This window comes from Streptomyces sp. NPDC091272 (assembly GCF_044757485.1).
Taxonomy (GTDB): domain Bacteria; phylum Actinomycetota; class Actinomycetes; order Streptomycetales; family Streptomycetaceae; genus Streptomyces.
Window position 1 is genome coordinate 572,484 of record NZ_JBIVVC010000003.1, and the last position, 19,401, is coordinate 591,884.

Below are 19,401 nucleotides of genomic sequence, written 5' to 3' on the forward strand. Positions count from 1 at the left end.
GGTGCTCGCCCACTTGCCCGGTCCGTCGTCCAGTCACCGTGGTCCGGTCCCCGCCGGTGTCCCCGAAGACGCAGTATAAATATGTCGATAGGTCTCTGTCGCCAGCGTGATTGGACACTGACGCTGAGTCAACTAGCCTTGTGCAGGCGGTTCTTCGCGCGCAGAACCGGGACGGTCCGAGCCACGAGGGGGGAGGCTCGGACCGTCCGTCCTACGCCGTGCGGCTACCCGGTGCTACTCATACGGCTGCCGTGTCCAACGGTCCGCCGGCGGCCTCCAGCGCCCGCAGTACGTCGACGGTCAGGTCGTTCACGTCCTCCGCACCGACCGACAGCCGGATGAAGCCCTCCGGTACGGCGTCGCCGCCCCACCGTCCGCGCCGCTCGGCAGTGGACCGTACGCCGCCGAAGCTCGTCGCGTCGTCGACCAGCCGCAGCTCCTCCAGGAACCGTTCCGCGAACGCCTTGTCCGGCAGGGTGAAGGACACCACGCACCCGAACCGCCGCATCTGCCGGGCGGCGACCGGGTAGGACGGGTCCTCGGGCAGCCCCGGGTAGCGCAGACCGCTCACGTACGGGTGACCCCGCAGCGCCGTCGCAAGTACCAGGGCGCTCGCCCCCTGACGGTCGGCGCGCAGTTGCAGGGTGGCCAGGGAGCGGTGCGCGAGCCAGGCCTCCATGGGGCCGGGGATCGCACCGACGACCTTGCGCCAGCGCCGTACCCGCGCCGCCAGTTCCGCGTCGCGGCAGGTCACGTAGCCCAGCAGCAGATCGCCGTGGCCGGTGAGGCCCTTGGTGCCGCTGGCCACCGAGAAGTCGGCGCCCAGGTCGAGCGGCCGCTGGCCGAGCGGGGTGGCGAGGGTGTTGTCCACGGCGACCAGAGTGCCGCCCTGGTGCGCGGCGTCGACAAGGCGGCGGATGTCGCAGACGTCCAGCCCGGGGTTGGACGGCGACTCGATCCACAGCAGCCGCGCCCCGTCCAGTTCGGCGAGCTGGGCGTCCCCCGCGGTCGGCGCCGTGCGCACGCTCACCCCGTACGCCTCCAGCTGCTCCCGTACGAGAGGGAGCGCCTGGTAACCGTCGTCGGGGAGCACCACCGTGTCGCCCGCCTTGGCCTGCGAGAGCAGGACGGCGGAGATCGCGGCCATGCCCGAGGCGAAGACGACGGTGTGGGCGGTGACGCCCCCGTTCTCCGAAGGAGGCGCCTCCAGTTCGCTGATCGCCCGCTCCAGATGCGTCCAGGTGGGGTTCTCGTCACGGCCGTAGGTGTACGGGCCCTTCGGTTCGCCCGGCAGGTGGAAGTGGGCCGCGAACACCGGCCCGGGAAGGGTCGGCTCGTAGGCCACCGGGTCGGGCAGACCGGCCCGTACGGACCGGGTGCCGTCGCCGTCCTCGTCGGATATCCCCATCGGGGGTCAGTCCCTTCCGTCGGGGAGGAGCACGTTCAGTGCCCAGGAGACAACGCTGATGATCAGGGCGCCGACCACGGCGGTCCAGAAGCCCTCGACGTGGAAGGCCAGGTCGAACTTGTCGGCCAGCCAGGACGTCAGCAGCAGCATCAGCGCGTTCACCACGAGTGTGAAGAGGCCGAGCGTGAGCACGAACAGCGGGAAGGAAAGGAGCCTCACCACCGGCTTGACCAGGAAGTTCACCAGACCGAACAGCAGAGCGACGACAATGAGCGTGCCCGCCTTGCTGCCCGTACTGGAGCCGGTGAGGGTGATGTCCTCCAAAAGCCACACGGCCACCAGGAGCGCGATCGCGTTGGCGACCGTCTTGACTGCGAAATTCATCATGTGTCTGATCGTGGCAGACATGATCGGGGAAATCAGTGCAGCCGATGCCGGTGCGGCACGGCGCGGGCGTGCGGCGAGGAGCAAGTGGGCATGAAGGCATTCCGACTGGACGAGCTGGAGGCGGAACGGGCCGCGAACGACGGCGCGTATCTGCAGTTCCTCAAGGAGAGGAACATGTCGGCGGGCCTGTACGCGCTCGACGCGGGCGACACCGACCCGCAGCAGCCGCACAACGAGGACGAGATCTACTTCGTGGTGAGCGGCAGGGCGGCGATCACCGTCGGCATGGAGACCTCGCAGATCGCGCGGGGCAGCGTGGTCTATGTACCGGCGGGAACGGCGCACAAGTTCCACCACATCTCGGAGGACCTGCGGGTGCTGGTGGTGTTCTCCCCGCCGGAGAGCTGACCGCGCAGTGACCGCGCGTTGTTCCGGGGGGATGTTTCACGTGAAACATCCCCCCGTGTGCATGCGGGTTCCCTAGGGGGTGGATCAGGGGTCTTCAAGGGCTGCGCGGTCCCCGCTCGGGGTGGCCCCCCGCCTAGCATCGGAGGCAGGGAAACACCGCAGATCCGGGCAGGAACCGGACCGAAGGAAGGGCAAGAAGATGGCTGCACGAGAGATGTTCGCGAGCCTGCCGGGCTGGGTGAAGTGGGTCGCGATCCCGGCCCTCGTCCTGCTGGTGTTCGGCGGCGCGATCCTGACGGCGATCGGCACGCTGATCGGACTGCTCTTCAAGCTGTTGGTACTGGTGGCCCTGGTCGGTGGACTGATCTACCTCGTGCGGCGGTTCAAGTCCTCCTCGTCGGGCGACTCCTCGCACGGTTGGTAGGCACTGGTTTCCCGTGCGGGCATTAGCCCGCCGGGGGGAATCTGACACGTGAAAGCAATTAGGGCCCCGGGCAAGGCAGTTAGGGTGAAAAACCGCTGCCGTCACCCGGGACTCCCGCTCCCCGGCGACCGCACTGCCCTTCGGGACCCCGGGAGCGACCCATGGCCACGGCCCAGCCCACGGCCCGGCAGAGCGCCGTAACCGCACCGTCCGTACCCGCACCCGGCGGCGCCTCCGCACCACCCGTACGACCCACACCCGGTAGCGCCTCCGTGCCACCCGCGCCTGGTGCCTCCGCGCCACGCGTACCCGGCGCGTCCGCACCGTCCGCACCCACCGCCGTGTCCGTCGTGTCCGCACGGCCCGTGTCTGCTCCCGCCGGCGGTCCCGCTCCCACCTTGATCGGTTCGGTGCAGCGTGCTCTGCGTCTCCTCGAAGCCGTGAGCGATCACCCCGACGGCGCCCCCGCCAAACAGCTCGCCCGCGAGGCGGGACTGCCGCTGCCCACCGCCTACCACCTGCTGCGCACCCTGACCCACGAGGGATACCTCCGTCGTGAGCAGGGTGTTTTCGTGCTGGGGGCCGCCGCGGAGCGGATCGGGCGCGGTGGTTCCGGGCAGGTTCGCCGCGGAATGATGACGGACACCATGGAACGGTGGCGCGACACGCTCGGCGTCGCCGTGTACTTCGGCGTCTACCGCGACGGTGAAGTCGAACTGACGGCCTCCGCCGAGAGCATCGAACACCCCGCCGTCGAGGAGTGGGCCGACCTCCGCGAGACGGCCCATGCGCACGCGGTCGGCCAGTGCCTGCTCTCCCAACTGGACACCGAGGCGCGCCGCGACCACCTCGACCGGCACCCCGTCGAGGCCATCACCCCGTACACCGTTCGTGACAGTGCGTCCCTGCTGGAGAGGCTGGCGGCGGTCGAGCGGATGCAACCCGTGCTGGAGCGTCAGGAGTACGTCCTGGGGACGGCGTGCGCGGCGGTGCCGATCACGATCGGGCCGATGGCGGCGGTGATGGCGATTTCGGTACCCCTCGCGGAGGAGGCCCGGCTGGTGCCCGCGATCGAACGGTTGCGCGGGGAAATGGGTGAGGTGGTTCGTTCGCTCATGTTCTCTATCAGTATCTGAAAACTCACTCCTTGTGATCTGTTACTGGTTCAAGCACGATGGCGTCAAGAGGGACGGATGGGATCGTTCCGGCCACTTTCTTCTACGGCAGGGTTGGCGATGCGCGAGTCGGTTCAGGCAGAGGTCATGATGAGCTTCCTCGTCTCGGAGGAGCTCTCCTTTCGTATTCCGGTCGAGCTCATGTACCAGGCGAAGGATCCCTACGCGATCAAGCTGACCTTCCACCTGCCCGGTGATGCGCCTGTGACCTGGGCTTTTGGCCGCGAGCTGCTGGTTGACGGAATCAACGAATCCTGCGGCGAGGGAGATGTGCACATCTCCCCGACCGACCCCGACGAACTTGCCGATGTGCACATCAGGCTCCAGGTGGGCGCCGACCGCGCGCTTTTCAGAGCGAGCGCGGCGCCGCTGGTGGCGTTTCTCGACCGCACGGACAAGCTTGTGCCGCTCGGCCAGGAGCACACGCAGAGTGACTATGCCGGATGCCTGGAGGACGAGTTGGGCCGGATTCTGGCGGAGGAGAACGCGGGCTGAGGCCCGGCGGGTTTACCGCCCGCAGGACCGCTCGCAGGACCGCTCGCAGGACCGTTCGCTGGTCCCGGCCGTGGGTTGCGCCCGCAGGACCCGCCCGGATCGAAACGCCAGAGGCGGCCGGAGTCACCCGGCCGCCTCTTCTGTCATGTGCCCCTGGCGTGCGCGCACCCCCGGCGTACCGGCCGTGTCGGCGGTGTCGGCCGCGCCGGCCGGTGACAGCGGTCTCGGTCGCGCCGGTCGCGTCAGCCCTTGCGGCGCCGGCCGCGTCCGGTGCGTACCGGCATCGAGGGCGAGGCGGTGCCCGAGCGGTCGGCGGAGACGACCAGCGCGGCGAGCGCGGTGGTCACGGGGACCGAGGCGACCAGCCCGATCGAGCCGACGAGGGTGCGCACGATCTCCTGGGCGACGAGCTCGCTGTTGGCGACCGTCCCCACACTGCTCTGGGCGATCGAGAACAGCAGCAGCAGGGGCAGGGCGGCGCCCGCGTAGGCGAGGACGAGGGTGTTGACGACCGAGGCGATGTGGTCGCGGCCGATGCGGATGCCCGCCCGGTACAGGGCGCGCGGGCCCATCGTCGGATCCGCCTGGTGGAGTTCCCAGACGGCGGAGGTCTGGGTGACCGTCACGTCGTCGAGGACACCGAGGGAGCCGATGATGACGCCCGCGAGAAGCAGGCCGCTCATGTCGATGGAGGGGTACAGGGTGTGGATCAGGCCGGTGCTGTCGTCGATGTTTCCCGACAGGAAGGCCCAGCCGATGAAGAGGGAGCCCAACAGTCCGATCAGCAGCAGCGAGACGAGGGTGCCGAGGACGGCGACGGAGGTACGGGCGTTCAGCCCGTGGCAGGCGTAGAGCGCGATCAGCATGATGGCGCTGGCACCGACCACCGCCACGACCAGCGGGTTCGAGCCCTGGAGGATGGCGGGCAGGATGAACAGGGTCAGGATCGTGAACGACGCGACGAGCGCGACCAGCGCCATCACGCCCTTCATCCGGCCGACGATCACCACCGCGACGGCGAAGATGCCTGCGAGCACGGTGAGCGGAAGCTTCCGGTCCACGTCGGTGACGGAGTACTGCAGTTCACGCGGCGCGTCCGGGGCGTACGCGACGACGACGCCCTGGCCCTGTTCCAACTGCCGGGGGGCGCCGGGCTGGACGATCTCGGTGAAGGTGCGGCCCTTGTCCGCGCCGCTGGTCACCTCGACCGTCGCCTTCTTGCAGTCGCCCTTGGCGCCGTCGCCGCCCGGTGGTGACAACGGGTCCGCCTGGCCCTGCGGTTGCTGCGGCTGTTCGGCGACGTTCGCGGCCTTGCAGTCGATGGCCTCGACCTGGACGACGCGGCCCTGCTCGGTCTGCCGGTCGAAGCCCACGCCGGTGCGCTCGTGGGTGGGTGCGCCACCGGGCCACAGGATCGCGAGGCCGACGAGGACGGCGGTGGCGAAGGGGATCAGTACCGCCGCGATGACCTTGCGCAGGTGTTTGGAGACGGGGGCCGCGGGCCCGTGGCTGTGGCTGTGGCCGTGCGAGGAGGCCGGCGGCGAAGGGGACGGCGGGGGCGGCTGTGTGGACGGCGGACCGGACGGCGGCTGTGGTGGGGTCACCCGGCGATCATCGCAAGAACGAGGGGGGCCCTCTGTTCAGCGCGCCCGGAATGGCGCTAGCGTGGGGGCACCTTTGCACACGCGGGAGCTCGGAGCACCGGGCTGAGAGGGCGCTGACCTCCGTACACGTACGGAAACGGCTGCGTCGACCGCTGAACCTGTTACCGGGTAATGCCGGCGTAGGGAGTAGGTCTCATGACCACGATGGATGCACGCACGCCTGCCTCCGGCCAGGAAGGGCGCAAGCCCGGCTGGCACAAGGGGTACGTCGACGGATCACGTCCGGACCTGCGGGTGCCGGTCCGTCAGGTGCACCTGACCAACGGGAAGGACGTGACGCTGTACGACACGTCCGGCCCGTACACCGACCCGACCGTCGAGACGGACGTACGCCGCGGCCTGGCCCCGCTGCGCGAGAACTGGATCGTCGGACGCGGGGACACCGAGGAGTACGCGGGGCGCCCGGTGCGTCCCGAGGACGACGGCATCAAGCACACCTCGCCACGCGGGGGCCTCAGGAACCTCGACGCGGTCTTCCCCGGCCGTCCGCGCCAGCCCCGCCGGGGCCGGAACGGGCAGGCGGTGACCCAGCTCGCCTACGCACGGCGCGGCGAGGTCACCCCGGAGATGGAGTACGTGGCCATCCGGGAGAACGTCTCGCCCGATGTCGTACGGGAGGAAATCGCCGCCGGACGCGCGGTGTTGCCCGCGAACGTGAACCACCCGGAGATCGAGCCGATGATCATCGGCAAGCGGTTCCTGGTGAAGGTCAACGCCAACATCGGCAACTCGGCCGTCACCTCCTCCATCGAGGAGGAGGTGGACAAGATGACCTGGGCCACCAAATGGGGCGCGGACACGGTCATGGACCTGTCCACCGGCCGCAACATCCACACCACCCGCGAGTGGATCCTGCGCAACGCGCCCGTCCCGATCGGCACCGTGCCGCTCTACCAGGCGCTGGAGAAGGTCGACGGCCGCGCCGAGGCCCTGACCTGGGAGGTCTACAAGGACACGGTCATCGAGCAGGCCGAACAAGGCGTGGACTACATGACCGTCCACGCGGGGGTGCGCCTCGCGCACGTACCGCTGACGGCGCGCCGCAAGACCGGCATCGTCTCGCGCGGTGGATCGATCATGGCCGCCTGGTGCCTGGCGCACCACCAGGAGTCCTTCCTCTACGAGCACTTCGAGGAGCTCTGCGAGATCCTCGCGGCGTACGACGTGACGTACTCGCTGGGCGACGGCCTGCGGCCGGGCTCCATCGCGGACGCCAACGACGAGGCTCAGTTCGCCGAGTTGCGGACGCTCGGGGAACTCAACACGATCGCCAAGCGTTTCCACGTACAGACCATGATCGAGGGCCCGGGACACGTCCCGATGCACAAGATCAAGGAGAACATCGACCTTCAGCAGGAGATCTGCGAGGAGGCGCCGTTCTACACGCTCGGCCCGCTGACGACCGATGTGGCCCCCGCCTACGACCACATCACCTCCGGCATCGGCGCCGCGATGATCGCCTGGTGGGGCACCGCGATGCTCTGCTACGTGACCCCCAAGGAGCACCTGGGGCTGCCCGACCGGGACGACGTGAAGACCGGAGTCATCACGTACAAGATCGCTGCGCACGCGGCGGACCTCGCCAAGGGCCACCCGGGTGCGCAGGAGTGGGACGACGCGCTGAGCGACGCGCGGTTCGAGTTCCGGTGGGAGGACCAGTTCAACCTGGCCCTCGACCCGGACACGGCACGGGAGTTCCACGACGAGACGCTCCCAGCCGAACCGGCGAAGACGGCGCACTTCTGCTCGATGTGCGGGCCGAAATTCTGCTCGATGAAGATTAGTAGAAGCATCACAGAACAGTTTGCCCCTGACCTGCTCTCTTCTGCCTCGGATGAGGAGATCGAGGCCGGGATGCTTGCGAAGTCCAAGGAGTTCGCAGCAAGCGGCAACCGCGTGTACCTGCCCCTGGCTGACTGATCGGTTGATTGGGGTGGAGGCTCCCGGCGAGTCTCCACCCACAGTCTGGTGCTACACAACCGCCCTGTGACCCGCGCCAGTTGTCATAGGGCGGTGTCACAATGTTCCGTATGGGTGAAGAATCGCGCTCTTCGGCCGACACAGTGGTGGCCCCGAACGGTCTGTCCGAACACGAACTCAATCTGGGCGAACGACTGCTAGGCGCGGGTGCCATCCTGCTCCATCAGCAGGGCGACGGTGAGACAGCTGCGATAGCTGCTGATGTGATCACGGTAGACGTGATGCTGTGGGATTCGGACTTCGGCCAGGAAAACTACAAGGCTTTGCTGGAGATTGAGCCGCATCTTCTTCCTCGCTTCACGGAGGAGATCCTGGAGCGGATGCGCTCCGCCATGCACAGTGTGCTCCGCAGGGAGAAGCGGGACGCGTCCGTGGGCTACATCGAAGCCGTCCCGGTGATCCCCCGGGTGAGCGCGAACTGGCGCGAGCAGCTGAAGGCGGTTGGTGGCCCGAAACCCACGAATCAGGCACGCCGGGTGCGGTTGGAACCGCAGCATCCTATTGAGGACGGCCTCCACTTCACCAACGAGTGGGAGCACCGTGTCTACAAGGTGCTCGCACACCGGCAAGCGGACCTCCCGGACAACGACACGATCGGCATCATGCCCCTAGGTGCCATGCGCGTCCGCGGGCACACGTATGAGCCTGACCTGCTGATTACGTATCGCGGCTGTGCCGGCGTCATTGAGATCGATGGCCCTTACCACAAGGGACGAGCCTCCGACGACAAGGGCAGGGAACGTCTGCTTCGGAATGCTGGCGTCAAGTACATCGATCGCCTCGATGTCTGTGACTCCACAGACAGACTTGAGGTCGAGAAGTTCGTGACTGACTTTCTTAGGCATCTCGGCGGCTAGGACGGCTGCCCGTATCCGAAGGTGCTTGAGCCACATGCTGTGAGCGCTCGTGCTCGATGAAGATCAGTAGAAGCATCACAGAGCAGTTCGCCCCGGATCTCGCTGTGACCAGCGACGATGAGGTTCAAGCCGGGATGCTCGCCAAGTCTAAGGAGTTCGCAGAGTCGGGGCACCGGGTGTACCTGCCAATTGCGGACTGATCCTCTGACGTCAGAGCGGCCCCCCGCATCTCACGCTGTGCGGGGGGCCGCTGCTGTTCCGGAGCGGCAGCTACTGGGCCGCCCCCCTGGTCAGTTCGGTTACGAAAGTTGTCCACGCTTCGGCTCGCACGATGAATGCGGGCCCGTCGGGGACCTTGGAGTCTCGTACGGCCATCATCATGCCGTCGTCCAGTTGTGCGCCCTCCACACAATTGCCACCCTGGTCATTGCTGTAACTGGACTTGTGCCAGTCCATGCCTCGAACGGCCTCAGCGCAGAGGCGTGCACCCTCGACGCAGTCGCCACCCTGGTCATTGCTGTAACTGGATTTGAACCAGTCCGCGCCGCTGAGCGCACCTGCGTTGATGATGGTCACTAGCTGTGCTCCTTGATTGCTGTCTTGATCATGCTCAGGGACTCTTGCGGCCCTGCGGCGAGCGCGCTGAGATCTGCGAACGCGTCTTCGTACCGCTCGATGGCGTCATCCTGGCGGATCACCCACGCGTCGGCGAGGTTCTCCAGATACACGAGCGGCTTGAGGGCCGCACGCTCCGGGAACTGGAGAACGGAGAACTTCCCGTTCATGCCGGAGTGCGCGCCTGCCTTGAATGGCACGACCTGAATTCTGACGTTGGGGCGCGCTTCGACCATGGCGATGATGTGCCCCAGTTGGTCACGCATCAACGCGGGTGATCCGACCGTCCGGCGTAGTACCGCCTCGTTGAGGATCGCCGTGTACTTCAGTGGCGGCGTCGTGCGGTGCAGTACCTCTTGCCTGGTCGTGCGGACGGTCACCAACTTGTCCACGTCGTCTGCCGAGAGACCTTCGTGTGCCCGCTCGTGAATCACGCGCACGTACGCCTCGGTCTGTAGCAGGCCGGGGACGAACTCGGCCTCGTACGTCTGGAGCACTGTCGCCGTGGACTCCAAGCCGAGGAACGCTTTGAAGCCGGGCCTGATGATGGGCCGGTACTCGGCTGACTGCCACCAGTCACGTTTGGTCTTGGTCACGGCGGCGTACCCCTGAAGCAAGGCCCTCGTCTCCGGGCTGGCTTCGTAGATCTCGCAGAGAGCCATCACTTCGGCGGGCTCCACCGCCGCGTTCTCGCCGGTCTCCAGCCTGGTGAGCTTCGACGGGCTCCAGATGAGCCGCCTGCACACCTGGGCCGCTTTGAGACCCGCAGCTATCCGCAGGGTGCGGAGTTCGCTGCCGAGTTGAAGACGGCAGAGCGCGGGCGTTGCCGCCTCCACGTCTGTGATCATCTGCTTTCCCCTCTGCGATGTGTTCAGTGTGTCGGCGAACGTTCCGGCCGTGCAAGGAACGTTCTGCGGATTTGCGGGACCTCACGCGCTCGGATGCGAACTCGCCGTGACAGCAAGGAACTTGACGACCAAATTTGGCTAGCAGAATTCTGTTTTCACCGTTCCAGAGTAGCCACCGGAGTGTCAGTCTCGTGTGTAGTCGCTCGGCTCCAGACGGTTGCTCCTCTGGAGCGGGCTGGCGAGTCCGGGAAAGCATTCGCGGGAGAGTGGAGACGGTGAAGTGAGCGAGCAACAGGCGTTGGGTGCCGCTGAACCTCGGCCCGCTCAAGGCGACTTCGCCATTGACGAGCGGCGGAACAAGGTGGGCATAGTCCAGCTCACCACCCACCGTTACGTCCAACTGCGCCCCCTCGACCTCGGGGTTTCCTGGGATGCCGATCCGGCGGTTGTGCGGCCGTTGACGGTGCTGGAGTACCTGAGTGCGCGTGTAGCGGTCGCGAATGGGGCCCGGTGGTTGGTGTGACGCGGACTGAGGCGGTGGCGGCGATCGGGTCGTTGGTGGAGCACTCGGAGGCAGGCGCTCGGGGTGTGTGTCTGGCTGCTGAGGAGTGGGAGAGCCCGGCGACTCGCCGCGTGTCGTTCACGGTGTTCGTTCGGCCGCTGGGTGGTGGCAAGGAGTGGACGGCTCCGCCCTCGAAGGTGCGCCTGGTGGTGGATGGCGAATGAGCAGACCCGACTTCTGGTGCGAGATCACGGTGAGCGCGGGGGTGCAGGACTTTCCCTTACGTGGCTACCTGGCGTCTTCGCCTCGCCTGGCGGTGCGCTGGCTGCGCGAACAGGCTTCACGCCTAGCGGACTTGGCGGACCCGGCCCCCTCTGCGCCATGGCTTCAGTGCGAGTGCGACGCGGTGGCCGGCACTCGTGCGGTGCTGCAACAGGTGTCGCCCGAGCTGCCGGACGGGCCGCAGGAGTTGCGGTCCTGGCGTCATGACTGGCGGGGTCAGGAATCACTGATGGGCTCCCTCGCCGATGGCGGGCTGGTCCGCTTCGTCTCCGATACCGGCAGTGCGGTCCTGGTGTTCTCCGCGCGCCCCCTGCGGACGTACTTCGCTGATGAGTGGCGGTTGCGCGAACTACTCGTTCCGGTCTGACCCGGCCCCTTGAACTTCCGTCCTGGCCGCGTGAGCCCTCAGGAAGACCCGGCACTCCTGCCGGGTGGGGCTCGTGGCTCCCCTTCCCGTGGCCGGGGCGGAACCATTTCCCGTCCGGCTGCCTGAGTGCGGTCGGCAGCCGGACGGGGTACCACGCGGGCCCGTGGGCCTGCTCGCAAGGTTCGCAACGTTCGTGACGAGAGCAAGGAGACTGCTATGGGATGGGGAACAGGCAAGGGTGGCGGTGGCGGCGACGGGAAGCACTCCGGGGCCAAGGACCCGGGGAAGGACAAGCCCAACCCGGATACGAAGAGTCCGAAGCCTGAGCCGAAGCACAAGGGGAAGTAGGCGCCACGGAATGACGATGATCGGAGCAGAGGAGCGGGCCGCGATGCGCGGCCTGCTCCGCTCGGTGAGTGAAGATCTCGGGGCCCCGGTGTCGCCGGGCTGGGAGTCCGCGTTCTGGGGGGTGCCCCGGCATGCCTTTCTCCCGGAGACGGTGTGGGTGGGTGATGACCTGGAGGAGTGTTCTCGTTCGTCGGCCCCGGCGGAGTGGCTGCGGTGGGCGTACGCGGATGCTCCGGTGGTGACGCAGGTGAACGACGGCCTGGAGGCGGAGGCGGGGGACCGGTGGGCGTCGTGTTCGGCGTCGGCGCCCTCGATCGTGTTCCGCATGCTCGACCTGCTGGATGTGCAGCCTGGTCATCGGGTGCTGGAGATCGGGACGGGGACGGGGTGGAACGCGGGTCTTCTTTCCCATCGTGTGGGCTCGGACCTGGTGTCTACGGTGGAAGTCGATCCGATGCTCTCCGGGCGGGCGGCACGGTCGTTGAAGGCTCTGGGCCTGGAGCCGGATGTGGTGTGCGGTGACGGGGCGTTTGGTGCTTGGTCGCGCCACCACTTCGATCGGGTGATGGCCACCTGTTCGGTGCGGTCGGTGCCTGCGGCCTGGGTGGATCAGGCGGTGCCCGGCGGGGTGATCCTGCTCCCGTGGGAGTCGCCGTGGTTCTGCTTCGGCCTGCTGCGGTTGATCGTGGACGGGCATGGGGTCGCGTCGGGGTCCTTCTTGCCGCACTCGGCGTTTATGCCGATGCGCCAACAACGCGTGAACCTGCGCATCTTCCGGGATGTGGTCCGCGATGAACACGTGCCGGCCGAATCACACACCGAGGTTGACCCCCGGTGGCTGGCGGGCGGGAACTGGTCGGCGATGTTCGCGCTGGGGCTGCTGCTGCCGAGGGTGTGGCACACCTGGCACGAGAACCCAGACGTGGACGGTGTGACACAACGCCTGTGGCTGGCCACTACGGACGCCACTTCGTGGGCGGCGGTGGACTGGGACGGAACGAGCCGGGACCGGTTCACGGTGTGGCAGCACGGGCCGGTGAACCTGTGGGACATGGCGGAAGCGGCTTATCTCTGGTGGAGCAACGCGGGCAAGCCGGGGCCGGAACGCTTCGGGATGACCGTGGACGCCGACGGCACTCACACCCCGTGGCTGGACTCCCCGGACCGCCCGGTGCCTCGTCTGTGACCTGGCGGGCGGGGCGGGGTGGGAAAAGCGGCCCGCGGATTTCTCCGCGCAGAGCAAGGCACCTCACCTCTGGCCCCGTACGCACTCGTCATCCAAGCTTGACCCGCTCGCGCACTGCCGGAAGCAGACCATGAACAGCTTCTGGACGTTGGACCGTGTCCGCACCTGTTTGCGCACGTTCCGCGACCTCGACCACACGCATCAACTCGGCCTCTTAGCCTTTCGGTTGGAAACCTGGTGGTGTCGGCACGTGTGGCAACGGGAGCTGTACCGGCTCCTTGACGCCTCCCTCCTGGTCCACGGCGGACGCTCGTGTCCCATTGAGCCGCCCTACACCCGCCCCTCCCGCCCTCGGGGCAACGCATGACGTAACTACCCCCGGGCGCCTCTGCCCCGGCTGTCTGCCTTCCGCGCTGATGGCCGGGGCTGTGCTGCCGTACTGGGGGAGTGCTCAGCATGCGCACGCGGGTGGCCGGGGCGGCTTTGGCCGGTGTCCTGTTCGGGTTGGGGTCGGGCATGTTCAGGGGGCCGTACGCTGGCCCGGCAACTCGGGCAGTCTGTGGACCTGCCCGGAATTTGAACGAGTGGCCCCCTGGACTTGTCCGACGCGGGCCCCGATCCGAACAGGTGGGTAAAGCCGCCCCGGACGCCCGCCCCAGCCACGGCATCGTGAGCACCCCGATGCCTGCCGAGGCTTCTCCGACCGCAGTGCTGCACCGTTGGTCCGCGCGTCGGGTCCGGGGAGATGACTGGGGATGTGCGGGCTTCTTCGCGGATCGGCGTCCGCTGTGGGGCTGTTGCGCGCTGAGCGGGCGGGGCCGTCGCGCGGTGGCGTAGACATTTAGCGCGGCGGCCGCGGCCGCCAGCGCGCGCGGGTCGCGAAGCGGCCCGCCTTGATCCAGTAAAGAAACTCTGAACAACTCAGTGAAGCTGGGTTTTTGGTCGCCTCTGGTCCCGGGCTCAGGGGCGGTAGCGGCCGGTGTTCTTGAGCCTGTCCATAAGAAGATTCAGCTGGTCAGCCTGCTCGTCGGGGTCGGGTTCCCCGTTGACACGTCGGCGACGGGCCTGGTCCTCCTGAAGTGCGCGAAGTTCTGCCTGAGCGGCTTCCAGCTCGGTACGGGCTTGCTGCACTCGTACTGCGGCCTGTTCCGCTTTCGCGTTGACTTCCTCGTCAGTCTCACCGCTGAACTTCACGGCGTCTTCTTCGGCACGTCTCTGCTCGGCGTCGTCCCGCAAGCCCTGGTGGTAGCGCCGCAAGAAGCGTTCGCGACCGTCGGCCTTCGCGCTGACGAACACACCACGCCCTTGAACCGAGTAGATGAGGTTCTCGTCCTTGAGGAGCCGCAGGGCGTTTTGAACGGTCGAGTTGGCGATGCCGAACTGTTCCTGGAGCTCGCGTGCGGAGGGCAGTTTGTCGCCAGGCTTGAGCTCGGTATAGATGAGCTCTCGGAGCGCTTCCGCAGTGCGGACGTAGGGACGGGTGTGCTCCTCCGATGGTGCCGTCTGCCAGCCACGGCGAGTATCGCCGAGCCCTACGTACTGGGGGTCCCGCTCGTCATGGATGACGTCCGCATTGGGCTCGCCTTCCTCGGTCTCTAGCCCTGAGTCGCCCACGTCACCCTCATCGGGGTTGCCCGCGCTAGTGGCCGGCACTTGGACTGCACCCGGCTTGGGGGCCCGGACGTAGCTGCCTCGTCCGAGGACGGAGTAGATCAGGCCCTCGGATTTCAGGAGCCGCAAGGCGTTCTGAACCGTCGAGCTGGAAATGCCGAATCGGCGCTGCAACTCGCGGGCCGACGGGAGCTTCATCCCTGCCCGCAGTTCTCCGCATGCGATCGCAGTACGTAGCACCTCGGCCGCCTGCACGTAGGGCGGCCGAGGGTCTTCGTTCAAGGGCAGCGTCATGTTTTCGAGGGTAGCGGCGTTCCACCTACGCGGTACACCTGCACGCCGGACTGGGCCCACTCGCTGGGCATGTGCGAACCGTCTCGCCTGTAGTGCCGTATCGGGTGGGATCTACTGTTGCGGGTGTGCCGCCGTAGCGCTAGGGTTCTGTCATCGGTCGACGTACGACTGATGACGGAAAGGAAGTTTTGCCATGGCCATGACCTACATCCGCGTGGGGCTGCTCCCGTCGACGACCTTCATGGTCGGCACGGTTGCGGCGGCGAAGTGGAAGGACCAGGAGAACGGTCTGCGGGCGGTGGACCGCGAGACGGGTCAGCCGATGTTCACGCTGACGCTCTTCCTGATGGAGGAAGACCGCGCGGAGGCAATGAAGATCTCGATCCCGTCGGGCGGTCTTCCCAACGGTCTGCACCCGGGCCGGTTCGTGAAGCCGGTGGACCTGTTCGCGATCCCGTGGGCCCGGATCTTCAACGAGGCCCTTCAGGAGGGTGTCGCCTACCGCTGCGCCTCCCTGGAGCTGACGGAAGCCCCGGCCGTGCCGCAGGAAGCGGCGGCCTGATCTTCGCCCCGTCTGCTCCGCACGCACAGGACGGTGCATCGGGCGCGCCGTCCTGGCGTCGGGCGGACTCTCCTCCGCCCCTGACCTTCCCTCGTATCGAAAGGCTTCTTCGTGGTGAACGAAATCAATGAGGTGATGAGCGGGGTGCAGACCGCTCTCCCCGACGTCGCCCTGATCTGTGCGATCGCGCTGACTGTGTGGGCGGTGGTGTGGGTGGTCCGCTACCTGGCTGCCTCGCCGATGAAGCGCCGGAGCATACGGCAGGCGGTCCGTATCCGAGGGTCCTGGAGGCGGCTGGCACGGATGGCGAACCTGTCGGTAACCGACCGCCTGCCGACCGCCTTCGCCTCCCTGTCGAGCGGGGACAAGGAACCCAAGCCCCGGGTCCTGGTACCTCGTATCAAGGTCACCCCTGACGAGTTCGGGGTGATGGTCCGGGTGAAGTGCCTGCCGAACGTGGGCCTGAAAGAGTTCCAGAAAGCGGCCCCGTACCTGGCGGACGCCTGGCGCATGACCCGCGTCTCTGTGCTCCCGGACAAGCCGGGCCACGTCCTGATCCGTGGCGTGCGGGTGGACCCGCTGATCACCCACACCACGCACACCCCCACGGGCCGGGAGCCGAAGAAAGTGGCCATGTGGGACCTGGGAGTGGACGAGTTCGGCATGCCCGTCTCCATCCCGCTCTGCGACGTGCCCGGCGTGACCATGGCGGGCCTGCCCGGCTTCGGCAAGACCTCCGCCATTAACCGGCTGATCTGCGACTGGGCCCCTTCCGGGGCAGTGCAGTTCAACGTGTTCGACGGCAAGGTCTCCCACGCCTACGAGGGCGACTACGCGGACGTGACCTCACGCCTGTACGCCTTCACCGGTGACGACCTGGAAGCGGCGAACAAGGAGTTCAAGCGCCTGGTGGAGTTGCGCCGTGCCCGCTCGGCCTCGCAGAAGCGTGCCCGGGGAATCAAGAACTTCTGGCACGCCGGACCGACCGAGGAATGGCCGCTGATCGTCACGATCATCGACGAGGCACACACCTACTTCCGCGACTACAAGGGCTCCGACCCGCAGACCAAGAAGCTCGCCGCGCTGAGTGCCGAGAACGCCCGCCTGGTGGAAGACCTCACCAAGAAGGGCCGCGCCCTGGGCTTCCTCACCGTGATCATCACGCAGAAGACCACCGGCGACGCGATCCCCACGTTCATCCGCGACGTCTGCCCGGTCGGCCTGTCCTTCGCTCAGAAGACTGCCGACGCTGCTGTGGCCGCGCTCGGCGACGACATCCGCCAGTGGCCCGAAGCCAACCCCGTCACCCTTCAGGACTCCGCGTACGTCGGCGTCTGCGTCATGAACGCCCACGGCCGTCCCGGCTTCGTGCGTATCCGCACCCCCTACGTCTCCGACGCAGACACCGCCCGCATCGCGGACGCGACCGCCCACCTGACCCGCGACCCCGGGCTGATCCTCGAAGTCGTCACCGGTGAGTTCACCATCCACCTGTCCAAGACCCTCCCCGACGCTGCCTGAGCACCCCGGCCCACCGACACCGCCCACACCCCCGAAGGGAGGTGAACCCTCATGTCACAAGACCGGATCACTCAGCGCACGGTGACCGTGGTCATGGCCGTGATCGCCCTCCTCGCGTTCGTATTCTCCTTCGGCAACGTGTGGAACCTGGCCCTGCGTCTCGGCGTCCCCGGCCCGGTCGCCCCGCTCATCGCCCCGATGGTGGACCTGTCCGTGGTCGGCCTCATGGTTGCCCTGCGGCACCTGTCCCTGCGCGGCGTCCCGGCCGAAGACCTCACCGGGGCAACCCGTCTCATGCACGTCTCCGGCTTCTTCACCCTCGCCCTGAACATCGCCGAACCGATCCTGGCCGGGCACTACGGACGGGCCTGCGTGGATGCCGTCGCCCCCCTGCTCCTCCTGGGCTGGGGAGCCGTCGGCCCCACCCTCCTGCGCCACTTCCACGCCGTCGCCACCCCTGCCCCCGTGGTCCTGCCGGAACCTGACCGCACCGGAGCACTCCCGACGCCCACCCCGGCCTCGGCCGCAGAGGACACTTCCGCACCCCCGGAAGCTCCCGCCCCTGCACCGGTCCCGGCACCGGCCGTGGCTCCGCCGGTGGAACCTGCCCCTGCCCCGGCCGTGCCTACTCCAGTAGCCCCGGCCGCGCCCGTTCCGGCGGCTCCGGTGCCTGCGGCTCTCCTCGACGCCGCCCGGGAGATCGCGGACGCGCACACCACCACCCACGGCACCCCGATCACCGCGCCCCAACTCAAGGCCCGGCTCGGCGTCAGCCTCCCGCTCGCCACTGCCGCACACGCCGCACTGACCGGCTGAGCCCCCCGGCCGGCACTCTTGCCCGGCCCCTCCCACACCCCACGCCCGACAGGGCCCGACTCGTCATGCCCGCGCGGCGGCACCCACCTACCTGGTGCCGCCCGCTGGCCCCACCCCGGAATGGACACCACAGCTCATGGGCCGCTCCCTCGACCTGCGCCACGTCATCAGCCCCGCCGTCCGTGACCTCCTCGACCTCGCCAACAGCGGCAATTTCGACCGCGTCACCGAACAGGTCCGCCACCTGCGCGGCTGCACCGGCCCCATCAACCTGACCGGCCACACCACCACCCGCACCCCCGCCGGGGAAGTGGTCCGGTCCTACTCGACCGCCGACGAACCCACCGGCCGACTGCTGACCACCTGCGGCAACCGCCGCTCCTCCCGCTGCCCCGCCTGCTCCCGCCTCTACGCCGCCGACACCTACCACCTCATCAAGGCCGGACTCTCCGGCGGGAAGAACGTCGCCGAAACCGTCCGCGACCACCCCCGCGCCTTCCTCACCTTCACCGCCCCCTCCTTCGGCCCCGTCCACAACCACCGCACCACCCAAACCGGCACCCCCCGCCGCTGCCGCTGCGGCACCACCCACCCCGACGACGCCCCCGAACTCGGCACCCCCCTGAACCCCCGGACCTACGACTACACCGGGGCCGTGCTCTGGAACGCGCACGCCTCCCAGCTCTGGGCCCTCTTCACCACCTACTTCCGCCGCATCCTCGCCAAACAACTCGGCCTGAAAATGTGGCAGTTGAACGAATCGCTGCGACTGTCCTTCGCGAAGGTCGCCGAATACCAGCAACGCGGCCTGGTCCACTTCCACGCCGTCATCCGCTTCGACGGCTCCGACGGACACACCACCCCGCCCCCCGCCTGGGCCACCTATGAAGCCCTGGAGAAAGCCGCGACGGCAACAGTCGAGACCACATCTCTGACCGTGTCCTCCGACACCGTGGGAGACCACGAAATCCGCTGGGGCGAAAAGTTCGACTGCCGCCCCATCAAAGCCTTCGGAGAGGGCCGGTACACGGATCAGTCCGTGGCGGGCTACGTCGCCAAGTACGCCACCAAAAGCGCCGAAGGAACCGGCACCGTCGACCGCACCCTGATCTGCCGCACCTGCCAGGGACGGGGAACCGTCGGCGGACGCATCAAAGACATCTGCCCCGACTGCGACGGCACCCAACAAGCCGAACCCCTCCGGGACCTTCCCGTACACCGGCACGTCCGGCAGATGATCCGCACCGCCTGGGCCCTCGGCGGCCTCACCGAATTCGCTGATCTCAAGCTCCGCAAGTGGGCCCACATGCTCGGCTTCCGGGGGCACTTCTCCACCAAATCCCGTGCCTACTCCACCACCCTCGGCGCCCTCCGCGACGTCCGCCGCGCCTGGCGCACCGCCCAAGCAGAAGCACACCGCCTCGACACCGGCCATGACGAAACCACCCTCGTCACCGAAGCCTCCTGGGCCTACCTCGCCACCGGCTACCGCCCCGGTGAACGACTCCTCGCCAACCAAACGCGCCATGAGATCAACCAGGCCCGCGAAGCCAGAGCACGGGCCAAGACAGAAGGAGAGGTGTGGCAGTGACCACCGTCATGGAGCCGAGTGCGCGGAAGAGTCTCACCTGCGACGAGGCGGCCGTTGACC

General features: G+C 67.7%; 20 protein-coding genes and 1 riboswitch. Of the genes, 14 read left to right on the top strand and 6 right to left on the bottom strand.

The features are described 5' to 3' along the window. Positions 1-238: 238 nt before the first annotated feature. Both ACIQM4_RS11885 and ACIQM4_RS11890 read right to left on the bottom strand, forming a co-directional pair. Positions 239-1,408 carry a cystathionine gamma-lyase gene (locus tag ACIQM4_RS11885; RefSeq protein WP_401589520.1) on the bottom strand — a complete coding sequence of 390 codons (1,170 nt, stop codon included), beginning with the start codon at positions 1,406-1,408 and terminating at the stop codon, positions 239-241. Positions 1,409-1,414: 6 nt separating this feature from the next. Continuing rightward, a complete protein-coding gene (locus ACIQM4_RS11890) occupies positions 1,415-1,795 on the bottom strand; it encodes a phage holin family protein (RefSeq protein WP_401589522.1) in 381 nt (126 codons plus the stop codon). A gap of 90 nt (positions 1,796-1,885) precedes the next feature. Between ACIQM4_RS11890 and ACIQM4_RS11895 the strand changes: the two genes are divergently transcribed. From ACIQM4_RS11895 to ACIQM4_RS11910, 4 genes are all read left to right on the top strand, one after another. Beyond that, positions 1,886-2,203: a cupin domain-containing protein gene (locus tag ACIQM4_RS11895; protein WP_401589524.1), complete on the top strand. Its 318-nt coding sequence runs from the start codon at positions 1,886-1,888 to the stop codon at positions 2,201-2,203. A gap of 199 nt (positions 2,204-2,402) precedes the next feature. Beyond that, positions 2,403-2,627: a DUF5326 family protein gene (locus tag ACIQM4_RS11900; RefSeq protein WP_401589527.1), complete on the top strand. Its 225-nt coding sequence runs from the start codon at positions 2,403-2,405 to the stop codon at positions 2,625-2,627. A gap of 365 nt (positions 2,628-2,992) precedes the next feature. Continuing rightward, the gene (locus tag ACIQM4_RS11905; protein WP_401589529.1) at positions 2,993-3,763 is read left to right on the top strand and encodes an IclR family transcriptional regulator; all 771 of its coding nucleotides are present in this window, start codon (positions 2,993-2,995) and stop codon (positions 3,761-3,763) included. 99 nt (positions 3,764-3,862) lie between these two features. Then, on the top strand, positions 3,863-4,297 hold the full coding sequence (locus tag ACIQM4_RS11910; RefSeq protein ID WP_401589532.1) for an SsgA family sporulation/cell division regulator: 435 nt from the start codon (positions 3,863-3,865) through the stop codon (positions 4,295-4,297). A gap of 242 nt (positions 4,298-4,539) precedes the next feature. Here ACIQM4_RS11910 and ACIQM4_RS11915 read toward each other — a convergent pair whose 3' ends face one another. Beyond that, the gene (locus ACIQM4_RS11915; protein WP_401589534.1) at positions 4,540-5,901 is read right to left on the bottom strand and encodes a YibE/F family protein; all 1,362 of its coding nucleotides are present in this window, start codon (positions 5,899-5,901) and stop codon (positions 4,540-4,542) included. Between the two features lie 71 nt (positions 5,902-5,972). After that, positions 5,973-6,104: riboswitch (TPP riboswitch) on the top strand. On the opposite strand from ACIQM4_RS11915, the gene thiC reads away from it, so the two are divergent. After that, complete coding sequence (thiC, locus tag ACIQM4_RS11920; RefSeq protein WP_401589537.1) at positions 6,097-7,881, top strand: phosphomethylpyrimidine synthase ThiC; 1,785 nt, start codon at positions 6,097-6,099, stop codon at positions 7,879-7,881. (Overlaps the previous riboswitch by 8 nt.) A 110-nt stretch (positions 7,882-7,991) precedes the next feature. Beyond that, entirely contained in the window at positions 7,992-8,798 is an 807-nt protein-coding gene (locus ACIQM4_RS11925; RefSeq protein ID WP_401589540.1) for a hypothetical protein, read from the top strand. Positions 8,799-9,068: 270 nt separating this feature from the next. On the opposite strand, the gene ACIQM4_RS11930 is transcribed toward ACIQM4_RS11925, so the two are convergent. Both ACIQM4_RS11930 and ACIQM4_RS11935 read right to left on the bottom strand, forming a co-directional pair. Then, positions 9,069-9,374 (bottom strand): DUF397 domain-containing protein, encoded by a 306-nt coding sequence (locus ACIQM4_RS11930; RefSeq protein ID WP_401589542.1) that lies wholly within the window; start codon positions 9,372-9,374, stop codon positions 9,069-9,071. Beyond that, on the bottom strand, positions 9,374-10,261 hold the full coding sequence (locus ACIQM4_RS11935; protein WP_401589544.1) for a helix-turn-helix domain-containing protein: 888 nt from the start codon (positions 10,259-10,261) through the stop codon (positions 9,374-9,376). Before ACIQM4_RS11935 ends, ACIQM4_RS11930 begins: the two co-directional genes overlap by 1 nt. Before the next feature lie 280 nt (positions 10,262-10,541). Between ACIQM4_RS11935 and ACIQM4_RS11940 the strand changes: the two genes are divergently transcribed. From ACIQM4_RS11940 to ACIQM4_RS11955, 4 genes are all read left to right on the top strand, one after another. Beyond that, positions 10,542-10,784: a hypothetical protein gene (locus tag ACIQM4_RS11940; RefSeq protein ID WP_401589547.1), complete on the top strand. Its 243-nt coding sequence runs from the start codon at positions 10,542-10,544 to the stop codon at positions 10,782-10,784. Between the two features lie 199 nt (positions 10,785-10,983). Next, on the top strand, positions 10,984-11,412 hold the full coding sequence (locus tag ACIQM4_RS11945) for a hypothetical protein (protein ID WP_401589549.1): 429 nt from the start codon (positions 10,984-10,986) through the stop codon (positions 11,410-11,412). 216 nt (positions 11,413-11,628) lie between these two features. Next, entirely contained in the window at positions 11,629-11,760 is a 132-nt protein-coding gene (locus ACIQM4_RS11950; RefSeq protein ID WP_401589552.1) for a hypothetical protein, read from the top strand. Positions 11,761-11,770: 10 nt separating this feature from the next. Further along, entirely contained in the window at positions 11,771-12,946 is a 1,176-nt protein-coding gene (locus ACIQM4_RS11955) for a methyltransferase (protein ID WP_401589554.1), read from the top strand. Positions 12,947-13,906: 960 nt separating this feature from the next. Here ACIQM4_RS11955 and ACIQM4_RS11960 read toward each other — a convergent pair. Next, positions 13,907-14,851, bottom strand: a complete 945-nt coding sequence (locus tag ACIQM4_RS11960) for a GntR family transcriptional regulator (RefSeq protein ID WP_401589557.1) — start codon at positions 14,849-14,851, stop codon at positions 13,907-13,909. Positions 14,852-15,044: 193 nt separating this feature from the next. Here ACIQM4_RS11960 and ACIQM4_RS11965 point away from each other — a divergent pair, with 193 nt between their 5' ends. The 4 genes from ACIQM4_RS11965 to ACIQM4_RS11980 all read left to right on the top strand — a co-directional run bounded on the left by ACIQM4_RS11965 (position 15,045) and on the right by ACIQM4_RS11980 (position 19,341). Continuing rightward, positions 15,045-15,413, top strand: a complete 369-nt coding sequence (locus tag ACIQM4_RS11965) for a hypothetical protein (RefSeq protein WP_401589560.1) — start codon at positions 15,045-15,047, stop codon at positions 15,411-15,413. A 114-nt stretch (positions 15,414-15,527) separates the two neighbouring features. Beyond that, positions 15,528-16,934, top strand: a complete 1,407-nt coding sequence (locus ACIQM4_RS11970) for a cell division protein FtsK (protein WP_401589562.1) — start codon at positions 15,528-15,530, stop codon at positions 16,932-16,934. Positions 16,935-16,985: 51 nt separating this feature from the next. Next, positions 16,986-17,750: a DUF2637 domain-containing protein gene (locus ACIQM4_RS11975; RefSeq protein ID WP_401589565.1), complete on the top strand. Its 765-nt coding sequence runs from the start codon at positions 16,986-16,988 to the stop codon at positions 17,748-17,750. Between the two features lie 136 nt (positions 17,751-17,886). After that, positions 17,887-19,341, top strand: coding sequence for a replication initiator (locus ACIQM4_RS11980; protein ID WP_401589567.1), 1,455 nt, complete (start codon positions 17,887-17,889; stop codon positions 19,339-19,341). Positions 19,342-19,401 lie beyond the last annotated feature (60 nt).